The following is an 18701-nucleotide window of genomic DNA, read 5'->3' as shown; positions in this document are numbered from 1 at the left end:
ATCAAGGGGATCCAGCCTGACGACTCGCAGAATGGGACTTAAAAGCCTGGTTGACACTCTCCTCCGATCAGCTTGAAATGAAATCGCTCCCAAATAGAAGAGGTCTATATCACGTAAATGGACGGTTTGAGCTTTCTTAATTTTTGCAAGGAAATGTTGCAGATATTAAGACACAACTATTAACAAACTCTGCTGTTAATCACTTTTTCAGCAGTTTTGTGTCAAATTTGTCACCCAATCCTATAGATGTATGTCAGAAATTGACAAAGGATCTCGTTTTGATTTATTAGATCATACTTTTTGTCTATCGTTTCGCTATGTAAACATAATCGAAGCCCCCCTTGACTTTTTCAGACTTGCCTGAATGTGCAACGCCGACTACATAAATGATTGAGAGATTTTGAATTATTGTTAACTGCGTCCGAAAGCGGCATGAAGCAAGTCCTATAATGTCACGTTGAGAACCCCTTCCGGGCTACTTTCACCGCTCTGTGAGCGTTTCCAGTTTTGGAGTGAAACAGCTCTGTTCTCAACACCTGCTACACAACAGCCTCAGGGACTTATAACTTCCGTCTTTCGGGATGTGTAGCGGATCCACTCCAGCCCATGATGGCGTTCTAGAGCGGAGTAGGTTCTGGTAGGGGGAATCCTCGTTCCTTGTCTAGAGAGAGGAGAGTCTCAATGACAACTACCCCACGCGAGCGCGAAGCGAAAGCGCGGGTTGTCGTCGATAAAGATCCGGTTCCCACTTCCTTTGAAAAGTGGTCTCAACCTGGTCACTTCGATCGCACCCTAGCTCGGGGACCCAAAACCACAACCTGGATTTGGAACCTACACGCTGACGCTCACGACTTTGATAGCCATACTTCTGACTTAGAAGACGTATCTCGTAAGATCTTCAGCGCACACTTCGGTCACTTAGCCGTTGTGTTCATTTGGTTGAGCGGCATGTATTTTCATGGCGCGAAATTTTCAAACTATGAAGCTTGGTTAACGAACCCAACCGCGATTAAGCCCAGTGCTCAAGTGGTTTGGCCGATCGTTGGTCAAGAAATTTTGAATGCAGACGTTGGTGGCGGCTTCCACGGGATCCAGATCACTTCTGGACTCTTCTACATGTGGCGAGCAGCTGGCTTTACAAACAGCTTCCAACTTTATTGCACCGCGATCGGTGGTCTGGTCATGGCAGCTCTAATGCTGTTCGCTGGCTGGTTCCACTATCACAAGAGTGCGCCCAAGTTGGAATGGTTCCAGAACGCAGAATCCATGATGAACCACCACCTGGCTGGTTTGTTTGGTCTGGGTTCTCTGTCCTGGGCTGGTCACCAGATCCACGTTTCTCTGCCAATTAACAAGCTACTGGACGCTGGGGTTGCTCCGAAAGACATCCCGCTGCCCCATGAGTTCATCCTCAACAAGCAGTTGATGGCAGACCTATTCCCCAGCTTTGCTAAGGGATTAACTCCTTTCTTCACCCTTAACTGGGGCGCTTACTCAGACTTCCTGACCTTCAAAGGTGGTCTGAACCCCGTGACTGGTAGCCTCTGGTTAACTGACCAGGCTCACCACCACCTGGCGCTGGCTGTCATGTTCATCGTGGCAGGTCACATGTACCGAACCAACTGGGGTATCGGTCACAGCATGAAGGAGATTCTCGAAGCTCATCGGGATCCCATCATGATTACCGGAGAAGGTCACAAGGGACTGTATGAAGTTCTGACCACCTCCTGGCACGCTCAGTTGGCAATCAACCTGGCGATCGGTGGTTCTGTCAGCATCATCGTGGCTCAACACATGTATGCGATGCCTCCGTATCCATACCTAGCGGTTGACTATGCCACTCAGTTGTCCATCTTCACTCACCACATGTGGATCGGCGGTTTCCTGATCTGCGGTGCTGCTGCTCACGGTGCCATCTTCATGGTGCGTGACTACGATCCCGTGGTGAATAAAGGCAATGTGTTGGATAACATCATTCGCCACCGCGATGCCGTTATCTCTCACCTGAACTGGGTTTGTATCTTCTTGGGCTTCCATAGCTTCGGTCTGTACGTTCATAACGACACGATGCGGGCGTTTGGTCGTCCTCAAGATATGTTCTCGGACACCGGGATCCAATTGCAGCCGATCTTTGCCCAATGGGTGCAAAACATTCACACGCTTGCTCCTGGCAATACCGCTCCTAACGCCCTAGCTCCTGCTAGCTTCGCGTTCGGTGGTGATGTGGTTGCGATTGGTGGCAAGGTTGCCATGATGCCGATCGTCCTCGGTACGGCTGACTTCATGGTGCACCACATCCATGCCTTCACGATCCACGTCACCGTGTTGATCCTGCTGAAAGGTGTGCTATTTGCTCGTAACTCTCGTCTGATTCCAGACAAAGCTAACCTCGGGTTCCGCTTCCCTTGCGACGGTCCCGGACGTGGCGGCACCTGCCAAGTTTCTGGTTGGGATCATGTCTTCCTCGGTTTGTTCTGGATGTACAACTGCATTTCCGTGGTGATTTTCCACTTCAGCTGGAAGATGCAGTCGGATGTTTGGGGCACGGTTAACCCCGATGGCTCCGTCGCTCACATCACTGCTGGTAACTTTGCTCAGAGCGCCATCACCATTAATGGTTGGCTGCGCGACTTCCTCTGGGCACAGGCAACCCAAGTGATTACCTCCTACGGTTCCGCTCTGTCTGCATACGGACTCATGTTCCTGGGCGCTCACTTTGTGTGGGCATTCAGCCTCATGTTCCTGTTCAGCGGTCGGGGATACTGGCAGGAGTTGATCGAGTCCATTGTGTGGGCACATAATAAGCTGAAAGTTGCTCCAACCATTCAGCCCCGCGCACTGAGCATTACTCAGGGTCGGGCAGTGGGGGTTGCTCACTACCTCCTGGGAGGAATTGCCACAACGTGGGCGTTCTTCCTGGCTCGCACACTTTCACTTGGATAAGCGCGAGGAGAACGAAGTAAGTTATGGCGACTAAATTTCCCAAATTTAGCCAAGCCCTCGCTCAAGATCCAACTACTCGGCGGATCTGGTACGGGATCGCGACAGCCCACGACTTTGAAAGTCATGACGGCATGACCGAGGAAAATCTTTACCAAAAGATTTTTGCCTCTCACTTTGGTCACATCGCCATCATCTTTCTGTGGACCTCTGGACTCCTGTTCCACGTAGCATGGCAAGGTAATTTTGAACAGTGGATCCAAGATCCACTCAACATCCGTCCCATTGCCCACGCGATTTGGGACCCCCAATTTGGTCAACCGGCGGTTGATGCTTTCACTCAAGGTGGCGCTTCTTACCCCGTTGATATCTCTTACTCCGGTGTTTACCACTGGTGGTACACCCAAGGGATGCGGACGAATGGCGACCTGTATCAAGGTTCAATCTTCCTCCTAATCCTGTCGGCAGTCTTCCTATTCGCAGGCTGGCTGCACCTGCAACCCAAGTTCCGTCCTTCACTGGCTTGGTTTAAGAATGCTGAGTCTCGCCTGAACCACCACCTGGCTGGTCTGTTCGGTGTTAGCTCTCTGGCTTGGGCAGGTCACTTGATCCACGTCGCGATTCCTGAATCCCGTGGTCAACATGTGGGTTGGGATAACTTCCTCTCCACCATGCCTCACCCGGCTGGTTTGGCTCCATTCTTCACCGGCAACTGGGGCGTATACGCTCAGAACCCTGACACGGCTCAGCATGTGTTTGGTTCGGCTAGCGGTTCGGGAACGGCAATTCTGACCTTCCTCGGTGGCTTCCATCCACAAACCCAATCTCTGTGGTTGACGGATATGGCTCACCACCACCTCGCGATCGCGGTCCTGTTCATCGTGGCAGGTCACATGTATCGCACCAACTTTGGGATTGGTCACAGCATCAAAGAGATGATGGATGCCAAGACATTCTTTGGCAAGCCAGTTGAAGGTCCTTTCAACATGCCTCACCAAGGCATTTATGAAACCTACAACAATTCTCTGCACTTCCAACTCGGTTGGCACCTGGCTTGCCTGGGTGTGATCACCTCCCTCGTGGCACAACACATGTATGCCATGCCGCCTTACGCCTTCATGGCGAAGGATTACACGACCCAAGCGGCGCTCTATACCCATCACCAGTACATCGCTGGCTTCCTGATGGTTGGTGCGTTTGCTCACGGTGCCATCTTCTGGATTCGGGATTACGATCCTGAGCAGAACAAGGGCAACGTGCTGGCACGGATGCTGGAACACAAGGAAGCACTCATCTCTCACCTGAGCTGGGTATCTCTCTTCCTCGGTTTCCACACCCTGGGTCTGTATGTTCACAACGATGTTGTGGTTGCCTTCGGTACTCCCGAGAAGCAAATTCTGGTTGAACCGGTCTTCGCTCAGTTCATTCAGTCATCTCACGGGAAACTGCTGTATGGCATGAACACCTTGCTGTCGAGTCCCGACAGTATTGCGACCACCGCTTGGCCGAACTACGGCAACGTATGGCTACCTGGTTGGTTGGAAGCGATCAACAATGGCACGAACTCGCTGTTCCTGACCATTGGTCCTGGCGACTTCTTGGTTCACCACGCGATCGCGCTGGGTCTGCATACCACCACTCTGATTCTGGTCAAGGGTGCGCTGGATGCTCGTGGATCGAAGCTGATGCCGGATAAGAAAGACTTCGGCTATGCCTTCCCTTGCGACGGTCCCGGACGGGGCGGTACTTGCGACATCTCGGCTTGGGATGCGTTCTACCTGTCGATGTTCTGGATGTTGAACACGATCGCATGGACGACTTTCTACTGGCACTGGAAGCATCTCGCCCTCTGGGGTGGCAATGCGGCTCAGTTCAACGAAAGCTCTACATACCTGATGGGCTGGTTCCGTGATTACCTGTGGCTATACTCTGGTCCATTAATCAACGGCTACAACCCCTACGGTATGAACAACCTGGCGATCTGGTCTTGGATCTTCCTGTTCGCTCACTTCGTCTGGGCACTGGGCTTCATGTTCCTGATCTCCTGGAGAGGTTACTGGCAAGAACTGATCGAAACTCTGGTTTGGGCGCACGAGCGCACTCCTCTGGCGAACCTGATTCGCTGGAAGGACAAGCCGGTTGCTCTGTCGATCGTTCAGGCTCGTCTGGTTGGTTTAGCTCACTTCACGGTTGGCTTTATCTTTACCTACGCGGCCTTTGTGATTGCCTCGACTGCCGCGAAGTTTGGTTAATCACTTAGCTGAACCTAGCTGTAGCTAATTAAAAAATCCCCTGCCATAGCGGTGGGGGATTTTTAATATGTATCAATATCTTTTAATTCAGTTTCAGTTCTCTGGATAGTCTCTTCATTGTCCATAAGCAGATAGAGCCGTGACTAGGGCAGTGATGGCAGGGTTAAGGCTAGAAAGGACAACAACGGAAGCTGTGGCGATGATAATGGTGGTTGCCATTCTTACCATGCCGTCAGTTCCTTTTTGGTAAGCATCAAACTTATAGTCCAGACGATCGACTTTCTGCCCTAGCTCTTCTCGTAACTGAATTAAGGCTTCACGAATGTCGTTATTATTGGGGTTTTCTGGTATTTGCATAGTAATTTTTATGGAGCTTTGCGAGTGTGGTACTGAGGTTGAGCTATTTTTCGAAAAGCTCAGACATTGATTGAGGCGATCGCTAAGGCAATTCGGTTTTGCTGGTCGCTTGTTGAATTTGTATTGCTAAGGTTTCTTCCCAATCAGCATCTTTTAGATCAATACTAATCATGCGTCCAGCCCGTTTTGAACGATCGATATAAGCATGAAACGCCTCAGCATTGTTGCGATGAGTAAGGACAAATTGCCGCAGTTCATCTAAACTCATGGCATCATAGTTGGCTGTGGTCATGGTTCATAACCTCCAGTTGGCTTAATTTCAAAGTCTAAGTTTTCTCCAGCCAACACGTACAGATTGCCAGTCCGTTCATCTATTTGGACGAGTTCAATGTTTCTGTACTGCCAACCGGGATAGATGATGTTAGTTAACCGATAACAGAGTCGATAAAGTCCCTGAACTCGCTGGTTCATTGGTTCCATGTATATCCAGCATAGCTATTGCTTGTCTGGTATATGTTATTTGGTACTGTCAAGTACGTTAAGGACAATGAGAAACCGAAAGTATAGGTTTTAGGGAAGGGGGCAACCGATCGCCTATTTCTTCTCATCCGCTTCTTTACGGATCTTGACTCCGGCAGAGAGATACTTGGTGAGGGCTTCACCCAGTTCTTGTTCTGGGGTTTTGCTGGGCTTCTCGCCAAAAAATTCATTGAAGATCACAACGAGTAAGCCAAAGACAACCAGTGTTCCGATTACCATACGCTAAAGTAGTAAATTGCTAAGGGTAGAGCAGACAAGGTGAAAAACCAGAGCCGTTCCAGGGTAAGACCATTTGCCAGGAACGTACAAATATACTATTGTTGCTCGAATTAGTTCAACATCAGTCTTTTCCTGATTTTTTGCTGGAGAATAATAACTGCCGTGGCACAGGTGATTTTGGAAAATGTTTACAAAACTTTTCAAAAGGGCGTGAGCGATCGCACTTCCCCTTCTGGAGATGCTTCTCCTCACCAATCGGCAGCGGTGCTCCGGGCGATCCATCTGACCATTCAAGATGGTGAGTTTATGGTGCTAGTGGGACCCTCGGGCTGTGGCAAAAGTACCCTGCTGCGGTTGATTGCGGGTTTAGAGGAAATTACTGCCGGAAATATTTGGGTGGGCGATCGTTTAGTCAATACCTTGCCGCCGAAAGAGCGGGATATTGCGATGGTGTTCCAGAATTACGCGCTATATCCGCACATGACCGTGTATGAAAATCTGGCATTTGGGTTACGGCGAACCTGGAAAGCAAATGAAGTCATAGGGCAGCGTCGAGAGGAGGCTGTGGTGGCTGGGAAGACCATGCCAGGTTGGGCAGAAAATATGTTGGTGACAACGACGCGCCAGTTACCGAAAGGGTTACAGTATCGATCGCCTAGGGAGCAGGAGATCGATCGGCAAGTTAAATCGGTCGCACAGGTATTGCAAATTGAACCGTTGTTGAAACGATTGCCCAAGCAATTATCCGGGGGGCAGAAACAACGGGTTGCCTTGGGACGAGCAATGGCACGGAATCCCCAGGTGTTTTTGATGGATGAGCCACTGTCGAACCTGGATGCTAAATTACGGGCAGAAACCCGATCGCAAATTGTCAAGCTACAACGGCAATTGGGCACAACGACGATTTATGTCACCCATGATCAGACTGAAGCGATGACGATGGGCGATCGGATTGCGGTGATGAATGCGGGACAGATTCAGCAAATTGCGTCACCTTTGGAGTTATATCACCGTCCCGCCAATCGGTTTGTGGCGGAGTTTATTGGTTCACCCCCGATGAACTTCTTACCCGTCCAGTTCAGAGCGCCCTTGCTGCTGACCCATGACCAGTTTCGCTTCACCTTGCCGGAAGTCTGGGAACCAGTGTTGCAAAAGTACGATGGTCAAATGTTGACCTTAGGCATTCGTCCTGAACATTTGAGTGTGGGTGCGCCTGCGCCAAAAAATTTACCTGTGCAGGTGGAATTAGTCGAGGCATTAGGCAGCGAAACCTATTTAGCGGCGCGGCTAAATGGTATGCCTGAAGTTAATCAAACTCCCTTACAGGTGCGAGTAGAATCCGATCGCGCTGTGCAGATGGGCGATCAATTATGGTTAGCGATCGCTCCCGAAAAACTGCATTTATTTGACCCTGAGACGGGACAGGCGATCGCCCTACCATAATGTAATGGCGTTAACTGATTACCCTCGTAGCAGTGGCACTAAGGTTGGTTGCATCTGGAGGGTAAAGAGTTGAATTGTTCTCAGCGTCGGACAGCACATGGGATCTTTAGCAGCATGAGTCAGCATCTCCACTTTGGCGCGATTTTGATCGATCGCGATGGACTGCACTCGCACCCGATCTCCCAAGGATAAAGGTGATCCAGGCTGAAGCCGATTTCCTTGTTGGAGAACAGGTACTAGATACATAAACACCCCAGACCCACCCGTATTGACTGCCAGTAGGACGACAGCGTCCGGTTGTCGATCGCCGGTTAAATCTCCAACGGCAATCAGATCTGGTTGATTGATCAGTGTAACCGTTGTCTGTTGCGCAGAATTTTCATACTTGCCATCGGTCAGTTTCACGGTACCGACATCAGGAATTTGATAGGTCGTATTCTGGAGCGTTCTCAAGCGATCGCACCAAACTCGCTTCTCCGGACTCCAAACTTCCTTAGTCAAGCAGTTGTACCAATTCTGACTTTCGACGGGTCCCACAGGATCGATCGCGGGTTGTTGCGGATTGCCATATTTTTTGCACCAGGCTTGCTTTGCCGGACTCCAGACTTCCCGCGTCCGACAATTATAGGGAGGTTGTGCCTGAGCGATCGGTGATGGATAGGATTGAGCCGCCGCATATCCTCCTAAACCCATCATTACCAATCCTGCCAATAATGCCATCCCAGCCAATCTCGACTTCATGACTAAAATCTCCTCAAACCAACTATGTCATGATGAATGGTTGCACCACTTAAAAGTTGCCAACCCTTCTATTTTTATTTCTTGATAATTTATCACTTCATGATCTGGTTAGCGAATGGGACGGATGTTGCCAAACTATGAGTACGCCAAAAAATCCGATGTGGCTATCTCAGACCGAATTCCGATGGGTAGCAGGCATATTAGCAGCCGGATTGTTGCTGAGAGGGGCGATCGCGGTGTGGTTACCCCCTGGATTTGATGAAGCGTATTACTATCAATACACTCGTTATTTAGACTGGAGCTATTTTGACCATCCGGTATTGGTAGCTCTCACAACTGGATTCGGTTGTTGGTTAACTGGCAATGTTTCCGCCTTCACCATTCGCTTAGGAAGCTTGCTGCTGTATACCGGATCGTTGTTGTTACTGTATCTCACCAGTCGGCGACTATTTTCTGTCACCGCCGCACGTTTAACCTTAGCGATCGCCAGTATCATCCCTATCTTCATGGTCGGCTTTGGTGTTCTCACTTTGCCCGATAGTCCGTTAATGTTTTTCTGGACAGCGGCTTTATATGTAGCTGTATTGGAATTCTTCGGTCAGCCGGAATCCTACCAACCCAGTTACCGACTGGCGATCGTCGGGCTGTTCGTCGGGCTAGCGTGTTTAGGCAAATATCATGGGGTTGTCTTAGGAGCGAGCTTCGTCGGGTTTTGTCTCACCAGTTCCCGGTATCGATCGGCGCTGGTGTCGCCCTGGATGCTGGTAGGGTTGGGGCTGTTTCTGCTGGCGATCGCTCCGATTGTAATTTGGAATGTTCAACATGATTGGATCTCCCTACGGTTTCAGTCCAGTCGAGCCGTTCCCGATCGCGGCTACAGTGTATTGGATTTAGCCGTGACATTTCTGGTTGGTATTGCTTATCTGTTTCCCACCTTTGGTGTGCCGTTGTGGTGGGTCAGTGGCAGGACGATCGCCCAACAACCTAAGAGCGTCCACAACACTGAGTTATTAGCAGAGAAACAACGCTTGATTCTCTGGATTTCTTTACCATTGATGGTCGGTTTTACGGTCATGGGAGGCTACCGTCCCATCCTACCCACCTGGGCAATGCCGGGATTTTGGGGCGCGACGTTATTGTTGGGACAGTATTCAGCTAATTGGCAAGCCCGATCGCGACGCTCGGTGCAACGTTGGGTATGGGGATCAGGCATTGTGATTGTTACTTTAATCACGATCGCTCTATTACATCTCAATCTCGGTACCCTCCAGCAAGGGAGCCGCTACGCCTGGTTTGGCGGCATGATTTCGGCGGATGCAGATGGGTCTGCCCAATTACTCGATATTCAACAACTTCGCCACGAATTAGCAATGTCTGAACCCTTTCGGGCGGCTTTAGAGCAAAGTACGTTTCTATTTACCGACGAAATTTTTCTGGCGGGACAGGTCGGCATGGCAGTTGCCCCTTTAACCGATAAACCGATTACCAGCTTTGATCAAGACCAGCGTGGTTATGTGATCTGGACAAATTCCGCCGATTGGGTGGGTGCGAATGGACTCTATTTCTCATCCCAACGTCGCTATCCCAGCCGTTTCGATCGCTACCCGAGCTACTTTCAATCGATTCAACCGATCGCTGAAATTCCGATTCAACGCGGGGGGGCGATCGTGGATGTGATGCAAGTCTACTTCTGCCAAACCTTGCTGAAGCCCTACCAGGCAAGCGACCTTTAAACGGCAACAGGGCATCTGGTTAAGGATGCCCCACATATTCATCAAGCCAACGGGTAAAAGATGCCGTCCATCGACATCCTGCAATTAGTTACGATCTCGGCTAAGCAGGATGTACTGGGCAAGCTGCAACACAGCATACAACGCAGTGGCAACGTAGGTGAGCGCCGCCGCATTCAACACTTGGCGAGCCGCTCGGTTTTCTTCCCCTTGCAAAATTCCGAGTTGATCAATCAACTGGAGGGCACGACTAGACGCATCAAATTCCACCGGTAGCGTCACTAGATGGAAGATGATCACGGCAGCAAACATCGCAATTCCGATCGGGATCAATACATTCACTGCCCCAAAAATCAGCCCTGCCATGACCAATAGTGGTCCCAGATTGGAGCCCAAATTTGCCGCAGGTACCAATGCTGCCCGCAAGTTCATGGGCTTATAGCCTTCAACATCTTGCAAAACGTGACCACATTCATGGGCGGCAACGGCGGCGGCGGCTAACGAATTGGAATTATAAATGCCTTCAGATAGGCGCACAGCCTTAGCACTGGGATCATAGTGATCCGTAAGTTCTCCGGCAACGGGTTCCACTGCCACATCATGGACACCCATCCGCTTTAATATGGTTGCTGCGACTTGGGCACCGGTCATTCCCATGGTGGAAGGAATCTCAGAGTACTTCCGATAAGTTCCCTGAACCCGGTTTTGTGCCCAGAACATGAGTAACATACCTGGAATTAATAGCAGGTATGACCAGTGGTAGTAAAACATGGTGTCTACTCCTTATCCAACAGCGTTTTAGACTGTGTTGGTTTCATGGGATCATGCTAACACTTCCATGAGAGAGTTCTAGGGGTGGACTTCCTCACTCGCGGTGACGGTGGTCGCTAGATGACGATCGTTGTAAACTTATGTTAAGTTTCGCTCAACATTCTGGTCTATGCTTTCCCGTCGCTCCTGGTTAAATATCCTCTTGGCTCTAGTCTTCACAGTGTTAGGTAGCTTTAGCTTTACCCCGGCGGCTCACGCATTAGGGGGTAAACTCCCGCCTCTGAATCAACCCGCTCCAGCCTTCACTCTACCTACCAATACAGGCGATGGCACTGTTTCCCTCTCGGACTACCAGGGCAAGTGGGTTGTGGTTTATTTCTATCCCAAAGACTTTACTCCTGGCTGCACCTTGGAAGCCAAGCGCTTTCAGCAAGACTTGACGAAATATGGCGATCGCAACACTCAGGTGATTGGTATTAGCGCCGATTCTGTCGATTCCCACGCTGAATTCTGCGACTCAGAAGGACTGAAATTTCCGTTACTCGCTGATACCGATGGTTCTGTTAGTAAGGCATACGGTTCTTGGATCGGTTTCGTCTCCATGCGTCATAGCTTCATCATCGATCCAGAAGGAACACTCCGCGCCATTTTCACCGATGTCCGTCCCGCTATTCACAGTACCGAAGTGCTGGCGAAGCTAGACGAGTTACAAGCCTAGCCGCAAGGCACAGGTAACAAGCAACGATGGTTCCTGAGCCGTCTTCCTCAGATCCCTGACCTCCCTCATCCTCAAATCTGCCCGATCGCCCCTTCTGCTTCTACAATGGATGGCAATGTGATCCATTGTGAACAAAAGCCTATGGAACTGGAACCGGAAGCTGAGCGACGATCGTCCCCTCAACGTCCAGAGTGGGCAGAGCCAGAGAAGCCCAACCCATTGGTTGTGTTACGGAATACGGAACGATCGTGGCGGTTAAAAACCCTGGAAACTCTAACTCCCTTATTACCTGAACCGATCGCGGATCAGTTGGGCGATGTGTCTCTGGTGGCAGAAGAGTCGTTGAATGAATTGGCAGAGATTGATCTAGAGCAGATCAGCGATCTGGAGTTACAGCCGCTCCGGATTCAGATTGGTTTAGTCTTCATTGGCTTTGGCGCATTAGCCATGATGTTTTTAATGCTCTATCTTTATACCCTGCATCCCCAGTTGAGTGCGATCGAGCAAGTCCAGCATTACTGGTATCAATATGTCTGGTTTGTTTGCCTGGGGGTCGCCGGTTTATTTATGGTCGGGCGAGAAGCCATGCGCCCACCGGATAGTGAAGAATAGGAGTATGGCTAGTGTTCTGTTGATTCACTGCTTTGACGTTTTGACGATCGTCCTATGACCGCTCTGTCTGCTGAATGGCAACATCATTTTGTCGAAACAAATCAGATTCGCCTGCATTGCGTGATGCAGGGAGAAGGGGATCTGGTCATCTTACTCCACGGCTTCCCAGAATTCTGGTATTCCTGGCGATTTCAAATTCCTGCCCTGGCTCGTCACTTTAAGGTGGTCGTCCCGGATTTACGGGGCTATAACGATTCTGATAAACCCCAGAGTGGGTATGACCTGGATACCCTCAGTGCCGATATCCAGGGATTAATTGAGAGTCTGGGGTATGCCCGTGCCCATGTGGTGGGACATGATTGGGGGGGAATCATTGCGTGGCATCTCGCTCAAAAGTTTCCGCAGCACATTAATCGACTGGCGATCCTGAATGCCGCTCCGATGCAGCGATTAGTTCACGAGATGGCCAGTAACCTGGATCAACTACGCCGCAGTTGGTATGTGTTAGCCTTCCAGTTTCCAGGGCTACCAGAGTGGCTGATCCAGCACAACTTGAAGGAATTCGTCAAGAATATTCTGCAAGGTCAGGCGGTGCGGAAGGGGGCATTCTCGAAGGAAGATACTCTGGTATATCAATCGGCTCTAGAAAAACCGGGGGCACTATCTGCTGCGATTAATTACTACCGGCAACTCTGGCAACCCTGGCACTGGTTGCGGGATTGGGGACGACCTTTAAACCCGTTAACCGTTCCAACCTTAGTGTTGTGGGGAGAAGAGGATGCGTTCCTCAGTTCGCATTTGCTAGAGGGCATGGATCAACTGATTCAAGCGCCGTTCCAACTGAAGCGGATTCCCCATTGTGGTCATTGGGTGCAGCAAGAAGCCCCGCAAACCGTTAACCGCGAATTACTAGAGTTTTTCCGGCAGTCCCAGTGATGGCTCAAAATCGGTCGCTACAAGCTTGATTCAAGAAGCAGTTCCACATTGAACACCCTGGTAAAGGCGATCGCGACTTGTTGCCGCACTTCTTCCAGTTGAATATCGGGAATGAATTGTTGCAGGCTACCCACAGGTTTGTCGGGAATGCCACAGGGCACAATGCGATCGAACCCACTCAAATCTGGGCAAACGTTGAGGGCAAATCCGTGCATGGTAATCCAGCGGCTGACCTTGATACCGATCGCCGCTACTTTACGACCTTCCACCCATACGCCCGTTAACCCCGGAATCCGAGTGCCCTCCAGACCATACACCGCTAATACCTGAATTAACACCTCTTCCAGTTGGCGCAGATACCAGTGCAAATCCTTCTGGTAATAATTCAAATTCAAAATTGGATAGCCAACTAGCTGTCCCGGACAGTGGTAGGTGACTTCGCCGCCCCGTTCGACTCGACAAATTTCCCACTCGGTTTGGGCTGGATCAAATTTCAAAAACTCTGTACTGGCTCCCTGTCCTAGCGTGTAGACCGGAAAGTGTTCTAACAAGATCAGCACATCATCAGCCGTTGGATCCAATCGCCGTTCCGCCACAAACTGCTGTTGCCATGCCCAAGCCTCAGCATAGGGAGTGATGCCCTGGATATACAGCCGACACGAGCGCGAAGGATCTGTAGGAAAGTTCGCACTCTCATAATCTTGAATATTTAGGACTGATTTCTGCCCCAATTTTTTAAAGTCGTTCAAATTCATTCAAAAATCAAGAGGAGGACAACGGAAATCTGCATCAAATTACGGCGAATCAAATCAAGAATTATCAACTCATGCAAAACATTCTAAAGGGAACTGTTTAGCAGTATACAAAGTGCTAGGGTGATGTTAAGACCCTATTCAGTCAGGGTTAAGACCCATTTTCTAGGGGAGGAAGCTTTATGAAGCTTGTTATCCAGGGCAAAAATATCGAGATTACAGATGCAATTCGTGAGTATGTCAATCAGAAAATCGAGAAAGCGGTTAATCACTTTCAAAACTTAATTAATGAAGTTGATGTACATCTGTCTGTAGCCCGTAATCCCCGGATCAACTCTAAGCAGACGGCTGAAGTAACTATCTACGTCAATGGCGCTGTGGTGCGTGCCGAAGAGGGTAGCGAAAACCTTTATGCCAGCATTGACTTGGTTGCTGACAAGATTTCCCGTCAACTCCGCAAGTACAAAGAAAAGCGTCATGAGCGAAATCACGGGGCAGTCAAGACAACCAATGCCTTAAATGATCAGCCGGTTGTTACTGATCTGATTCAGGATCGTGCCCCAGAGTTACCCGAAAGAGTCGTCCGTACTAAGTATTTTGCAATGCCACCGATGACCGTTCAAGAGGCACTGGAAAACTTAGAACTTGTTGATCATGACTTTTATGTGTTTCGGAATACCGAAACCGGTGAAATTAATGTCGTTTATGAACGGAATCATGGAGGGTATGGAGTGATTCAACCCCGCAATGGGAATGGTCATACGCATGGCAAAAATGGCAAGGTTTCCCAGGCTGCGGATGTAGTTTCTGAAACAGTATAGGAGGTCAGCAACAAACCTCCAGGGAATTGTAAAAATATTCTGTAGAAAATCGATTTACAATTCCCAACTGACCTTCGCTAAATTGAGCAGAGCGAGGTAAGAAACATTAAGGTTAGAGTTAGTTTGTGCGGGTAGTTCATCAAGGGCATGGGTAGCAATTACCCATGCCCTTTGTATTGTGATCAGTGGCAACTACACTGAAATGGGTTATATTTACACTTCTTAATTTCTCGCCCCGTAGAAGAAATAAACCCTGATTCACCGCAGTTTCAGTGATCGCGGGTTTATTTTGCCAAAATCTAAAAACTAGGTTAATGCACAATCTGCATGGCGATCATGCAAAAACTACATAGAACGAAATATTTTGTAACTAGATATACGAATTTCGCTAGTTCATGCGACTACCTTATCCCTAACGACGTACCAAGTACAGCGCCAGAGTGAAATTGCAAAACTTCTTAACAGCGCGATCGGTACATCAACACGTACTGCCCCATCAGCAGCCTGAAGCAAGGGAAGTAAGGAATTATGACCAGCACAGTTCCAGTAGCGGCGAGTCTAAATAAGTTTGAAAAAATCAAGGCGGAAAAAGATGGTTTAGCCGTAAAAGCGGAACTGGAACAATTCGCCAAAATTGGCTGGGAGGCGATGAATGAAACCGATCGGGACTACCGCCTCAAATGGATGGGTGTGTTCTTCCGTCCGGTGACTCCTGGCAAGTTTATGCTGCGGATGCGGATTCCTAATGGCATTATTACCAGTGGGCAACTGCGGGTCTTAGCGGAAGTCGTGCAACGCTACGGTGAAGAGGGGAGTGCCGACATTACCACCCGCCAAAATATCCAATTGCGTGGCATTCGGCTTGAGGATATTCCCGACATTTTTCATCGGTTTGACCAGGCAGGCTTAACCAGCATTCAGTCCGGCATGGACAATGTGCGTAACATTACTGGCTCCCCGGTAGCTGGGATTGATGCCGATGAATTGATTGATACACGGGGATTATGTCGCAAAGTCCAGGACATGATCACCAACAATGGTGAAGGGAATCCCTCGTTTACCAACCTGCCGCGTAAGTTCAATATTGCGATCGCGGGGTGTCGGGATAATTCCGTTCACGCTGAAATTAACGATATTGCCTTTGTGCCGGCCTACAAAAATCGGCAACTTGGTTTCAATGTTCTTGTGGGTGGTTTTTTCTCTGCTAAACGCTGTGCGGCGGCTGTCCCCATGAATGTTTGGGTTGACCCCCGGGATGTGGTGGCGTTGTGTGAAGCTATTCTACTGGTCTATCGCAATCATGGTTTGAGAGCGAATCGCCAGAAAGCTCGGTTAATGTGGCTGATTGATGAATGGGGCATGGACAAGTTCCGGTCAGCCGTGGAACAACAACTGGGTTATTCCCTGCAAGCCGCTGCGCCGAAAGACGAGATTCTGTGGGATAAGCGGGATCACATCGGCATTCATGCCCAAAAGCAACCTGGGTTGAACTATGTGGGTCTACATGTTCCCGTGGGGCGGCTCTATGCCACAGATATGTTTGACCTGGCTCGGATGGCAGAAGTCTACGGCAGTGGTGAATTGCGGCTGACGGTGGAACAGAATGTGATCATTCCGAATGTGCCCGATTCTCGGATTGCGCCATTACTGAAGGAACCCTTACTAGAGCGGTTTGCGATCGAACCTACTCCCTTAGTCCGGAGCCTGGTATCCTGCACCGGGGCGCAGTTCTGTAACTTTGCGTTGATTGAAACCAAGAATCGTGCCTTAGCCCTGATTCAAGAATTAGATGCGGAACTTCAGGTACCTCAGCCGGTGCGGATGCATTGGACAGGATGTCCGAACTCCTGTGGGCAACCTCAAGTCGCTGATATTGGCTTAATGGGCACCAAGACCCGCAAAAATGGCAAAGCCGTGGATGGCGTAGACATCTTTATGGGCGGTAAGGTGGGCAAACATGCTGAACTGGGTGAGTGCGTCAGGAAAGGGGTGCCTTGCGAGGATCTGAAACCTGTGCTGGCAGAACTGCTGATCCAACAGTTCGGGGCGAAACCGAAACCGGGTAGCCCGATCGCGACAATGCCTGCCCCTGTTCCTACTCCCACAGCCCCAGAACCAACGGTACCCGCGATTCCTGCCACGATCTCACTGACGCAGACCGGGAAGGACATTGCTTGTACAGAACAGGACTTGATTCTCGATGTCGCAGAACGGGCGGGAGTAGAGTTACCCAGTAGTTGTCGGGCTGGGAACTGTGGCACGTGCAAGCAACGACTTCTGACTGGAGAAGTGCGCTATGACGGGGAACCACAAGCCTTAACTGAGAGCGATCGAGCCAATGGTGTCATCCTCACATGCATTGCCCATGCGATCGGATATGTCCGGCTAGATGCCTGAGCAATGCTTAACTTGGTGCTAATTAGTTTTCTTGTTTGCTGAATAATTGTTGAAATCATCAATCGCGGGGAAGGTAACCATGACGAATCTGTCACGACGGAAGTTTATTGCCACAGCAGGTGTTGCCGCAGCAGGTAGTTTGCTGGCTCATGGTTGTAGCTCCGGTAATTCAACGAGTTCCACAGCGGATTCCAGTGCCAAATCTCCTAGTGCCGCTCCGGCTGTGAATGTTAGTGCCGCTGATACCCCCGAGGTGACGACTGCCAAACTGGGATTTATCGCCCTGACCGATTCTTCGCCATTAATCATTGCCAAGGAAAAGGGCTTTTTTGCCAAATACGGCATGAAAGATGTTGAGGTGATCAAGCAGGCTTCCTGGGCAGTCACCCGCGACAATATTGAACTCGGTTCGGCGGGTGGCGGCATTGATGGTGCCCACATTCTCACCCCCATGCCCTATCTGCTGACGGCAGGTACGATTACCAAGAGCAAAGCCAAATTGCCCATGTATATCCTGGCGCGGCTGAATGTGGATGGGCAGTGTATCTCCGTTGCCAATACCTATAAAGACCTGAATGTGGGAACCGATAGTACGCCCCTGAAGGAAGCCTTTGCTAAGGCAAAAGCCGGTGGTAAAGAGATTAAATGTGCTGTCACCTTCCCCGGAGGGACGCATGATCTGTGGATGCGTTATTGGTTAGCGGCTGGGGGGATTGACCCAAATACCGATGTCTCGACGATCGTTGTCCCACCGCCCCAGATGGTTGCCAATATGAAGGTTGGCAACATGGAAGCGTTCTGTGTGGGTGAACCCTGGAATGCTCAACTCGTGGCACAGGGACAAGGATTGACTGCCTTAACTACCGGGGAACTGTGGAACAACCATCCCGAAAAAGCCCTGTCGCTGCGGGCGGATTGGGTAGACAAGAACCCGAAAGCGGCAAAGGCGCTGCTGATGGCTGTTCAGGAAGCCCAAATGTGGTGTGCTCAGGAAGAGAATAAGGAGGAGATGTGTCAAATCGTCTCCGGTCGCGAGTGGTTTAAGGTGGCTAAGAACGACATCTTGGGTCGATCGATGGGCAAGTTTGACTACGGCAATGGCAAGGTCGTAGAAAATAGCCCGCACATGATGAAGTTCTGGATGGAAGATGCCGCGACGAATGCTTCCTATCCCTACAAGAGTCATGACCTCTGGTTCTTAACGGAGGATATTCGCTGGGGGTATCTGCCCGCCGATACCGATACCAAACAACTGGTGGAAGCCGTTAACCGGGAAGATCTGTGGCAAGCAGCCGCCAAGGCGATCGGGCAAGAAGCGGCAATTCCCAAGAGTACCTCTCGCGGGGTAGAAACCTTCTTCGATGGTACGAAGTTTGATCCTGAAAATCCCGAAGCGTATCTAAAGGCACTCAAGATCAAGAAGGTTTCAGCGTAAGTTAGCAGAAACTGCAATGAGGCAGGTTGCCGATCTT

Annotated in this window: 17 protein-coding genes and 1 pseudogene; 11 read left to right on the top strand and 7 right to left on the bottom strand. The window is 50.0% G+C overall.

The annotated features are described in order from the left end of the window. Nucleotides 1–681: 681 nt before the first annotated feature. Both psaA and psaB read left to right on the top strand, forming a co-directional pair. Entirely contained in the window at nucleotides 682–2943 is a 2262-nt protein-coding gene (gene psaA / locus ACN4EK_RS03310; protein WP_431656150.1) for a photosystem I core protein PsaA, read from the top strand. A 23-nt stretch (nucleotides 2944–2966) separates the two neighbouring features. Further along, on the top strand, nucleotides 2967–5192 hold the full coding sequence (gene psaB / locus ACN4EK_RS03305) for a photosystem I core protein PsaB (RefSeq protein ID WP_431656054.1): 2226 nt from the start codon (nucleotides 2967–2969) through the stop codon (nucleotides 5190–5192). A gap of 114 nt (nucleotides 5193–5306) precedes the next feature. Here the strand turns inward: psaB and ACN4EK_RS03300 are convergent, their stop codons facing one another. From ACN4EK_RS03300 to ACN4EK_RS03285, 4 genes are all read right to left on the bottom strand, one after another. Next, nucleotides 5307–5549: a hypothetical protein gene (locus ACN4EK_RS03300; protein ID WP_431656053.1), complete on the bottom strand. Its 243-nt coding sequence runs from the start codon at nucleotides 5547–5549 to the stop codon at nucleotides 5307–5309. A gap of 82 nt (nucleotides 5550–5631) precedes the next feature. After that, nucleotides 5632–5841, bottom strand: coding sequence for a DUF6887 family protein (locus tag ACN4EK_RS03295; protein WP_431656052.1), 210 nt, complete (start codon nucleotides 5839–5841; stop codon nucleotides 5632–5634). After that, entirely contained in the window at nucleotides 5838–6020 is a 183-nt protein-coding gene (locus ACN4EK_RS03290; protein WP_431656051.1) for a DUF6888 family protein, read from the bottom strand. The genes ACN4EK_RS03295 and ACN4EK_RS03290 overlap by 4 nt, the downstream gene beginning before the upstream one ends. 123 nt (nucleotides 6021–6143) lie before the next feature. After that, nucleotides 6144–6308 carry a hypothetical protein gene (locus ACN4EK_RS03285; RefSeq protein ID WP_431656050.1) on the bottom strand — a complete coding sequence of 55 codons (165 nt, stop codon included), beginning with the start codon at nucleotides 6306–6308 and terminating at the stop codon, nucleotides 6144–6146. Between the two features lie 162 nt (nucleotides 6309–6470). On the opposite strand from ACN4EK_RS03285, the pseudogene ACN4EK_RS03280 reads away from it, so the two are divergent. After that, a pseudogene (locus ACN4EK_RS03280) lies at nucleotides 6471–7121 on the top strand (ABC transporter ATP-binding protein); the annotation flags it as partial. After that, a complete protein-coding gene (locus tag ACN4EK_RS03275; RefSeq protein WP_431656149.1) occupies nucleotides 7119–7751 on the top strand; it encodes an ABC transporter ATP-binding protein in 633 nt (210 codons plus the stop codon). The pseudogene ACN4EK_RS03280 and the gene ACN4EK_RS03275, both read left to right, overlap by 3 nt. An 18-nt stretch (nucleotides 7752–7769) precedes the next feature. Here the strand turns inward: ACN4EK_RS03275 and ACN4EK_RS03270 are convergent, their stop codons facing one another. After that, on the bottom strand, nucleotides 7770–8492 hold the full coding sequence (locus ACN4EK_RS03270) for a hypothetical protein (RefSeq protein WP_431656049.1): 723 nt from the start codon (nucleotides 8490–8492) through the stop codon (nucleotides 7770–7772). Nucleotides 8493–8629: 137 nt separating this feature from the next. On the opposite strand from ACN4EK_RS03270, the gene ACN4EK_RS03265 reads away from it, so the two are divergent. Beyond that, entirely contained in the window at nucleotides 8630–10225 is a 1596-nt protein-coding gene (locus tag ACN4EK_RS03265; protein ID WP_431656048.1) for an ArnT family glycosyltransferase, read from the top strand. An 84-nt stretch (nucleotides 10226–10309) separates the two neighbouring features. Here the strand turns inward: ACN4EK_RS03265 and ACN4EK_RS03260 are convergent, their stop codons facing one another. Continuing rightward, entirely contained in the window at nucleotides 10310–10993 is a 684-nt protein-coding gene (locus tag ACN4EK_RS03260; protein ID WP_431656047.1) for a zinc metallopeptidase, read from the bottom strand. A 169-nt stretch (nucleotides 10994–11162) separates the two neighbouring features. Here ACN4EK_RS03260 and ACN4EK_RS03255 point away from each other — a divergent pair, with 169 nt between their 5' ends. The 3 genes from ACN4EK_RS03255 to ACN4EK_RS03245 all read left to right on the top strand — a co-directional run bounded on the left by ACN4EK_RS03255 (nucleotide 11163) and on the right by ACN4EK_RS03245 (nucleotide 13259). Further along, the gene (locus tag ACN4EK_RS03255) at nucleotides 11163–11711 is read left to right on the top strand and encodes a peroxiredoxin (RefSeq protein ID WP_431656046.1); all 549 of its coding nucleotides are present in this window, start codon (nucleotides 11163–11165) and stop codon (nucleotides 11709–11711) included. Nucleotides 11712–11852: 141 nt separating this feature from the next. Next, the gene (locus ACN4EK_RS03250; protein ID WP_431656045.1) at nucleotides 11853–12323 is read left to right on the top strand and encodes a hypothetical protein; all 471 of its coding nucleotides are present in this window, start codon (nucleotides 11853–11855) and stop codon (nucleotides 12321–12323) included. A gap of 54 nt (nucleotides 12324–12377) precedes the next feature. Next, on the top strand, nucleotides 12378–13259 hold the full coding sequence (locus ACN4EK_RS03245) for an alpha/beta fold hydrolase (protein ID WP_431656044.1): 882 nt from the start codon (nucleotides 12378–12380) through the stop codon (nucleotides 13257–13259). A gap of 17 nt (nucleotides 13260–13276) precedes the next feature. On the opposite strand, the gene lipB is transcribed toward ACN4EK_RS03245, so the two are convergent. Continuing rightward, nucleotides 13277–14014 carry a lipoyl(octanoyl) transferase LipB gene (gene lipB / locus ACN4EK_RS03240; RefSeq protein WP_431656043.1) on the bottom strand — a complete coding sequence of 246 codons (738 nt, stop codon included), beginning with the start codon at nucleotides 14012–14014 and terminating at the stop codon, nucleotides 13277–13279. Nucleotides 14015–14193: 179 nt separating this feature from the next. Between lipB and hpf the strand changes: the two genes are divergently transcribed. The 3 genes from hpf (at nucleotide 14194) to ACN4EK_RS03225 (ending at nucleotide 18664) form a co-directional block, all read left to right on the top strand. Next, the gene (gene hpf, locus ACN4EK_RS03235; protein ID WP_431656042.1) at nucleotides 14194–14832 is read left to right on the top strand and encodes a ribosome hibernation-promoting factor, HPF/YfiA family; all 639 of its coding nucleotides are present in this window, start codon (nucleotides 14194–14196) and stop codon (nucleotides 14830–14832) included. Nucleotides 14833–15360: 528 nt separating this feature from the next. After that, nucleotides 15361–17229 (top strand): ferredoxin--nitrite reductase, encoded by a 1869-nt coding sequence (locus ACN4EK_RS03230; RefSeq protein WP_431656041.1) that lies wholly within the window; start codon nucleotides 15361–15363, stop codon nucleotides 17227–17229. A 79-nt stretch (nucleotides 17230–17308) separates the two neighbouring features. After that, the gene (locus ACN4EK_RS03225) at nucleotides 17309–18664 is read left to right on the top strand and encodes a CmpA/NrtA family ABC transporter substrate-binding protein (RefSeq protein WP_431656040.1); all 1356 of its coding nucleotides are present in this window, start codon (nucleotides 17309–17311) and stop codon (nucleotides 18662–18664) included. Nucleotides 18665–18701 lie beyond the last annotated feature (37 nt).

Source organism: Pantanalinema rosaneae CENA516, from assembly GCF_050753385.1.
GTDB lineage: Bacteria > Cyanobacteriota > Cyanobacteriia > Leptolyngbyales > Leptolyngbyaceae > Pantanalinema > Pantanalinema rosaneae.
The sequence above is the reverse complement of the archived record's forward strand: the minus strand, read 5'-3'. Positions and strand labels throughout refer to the sequence as shown.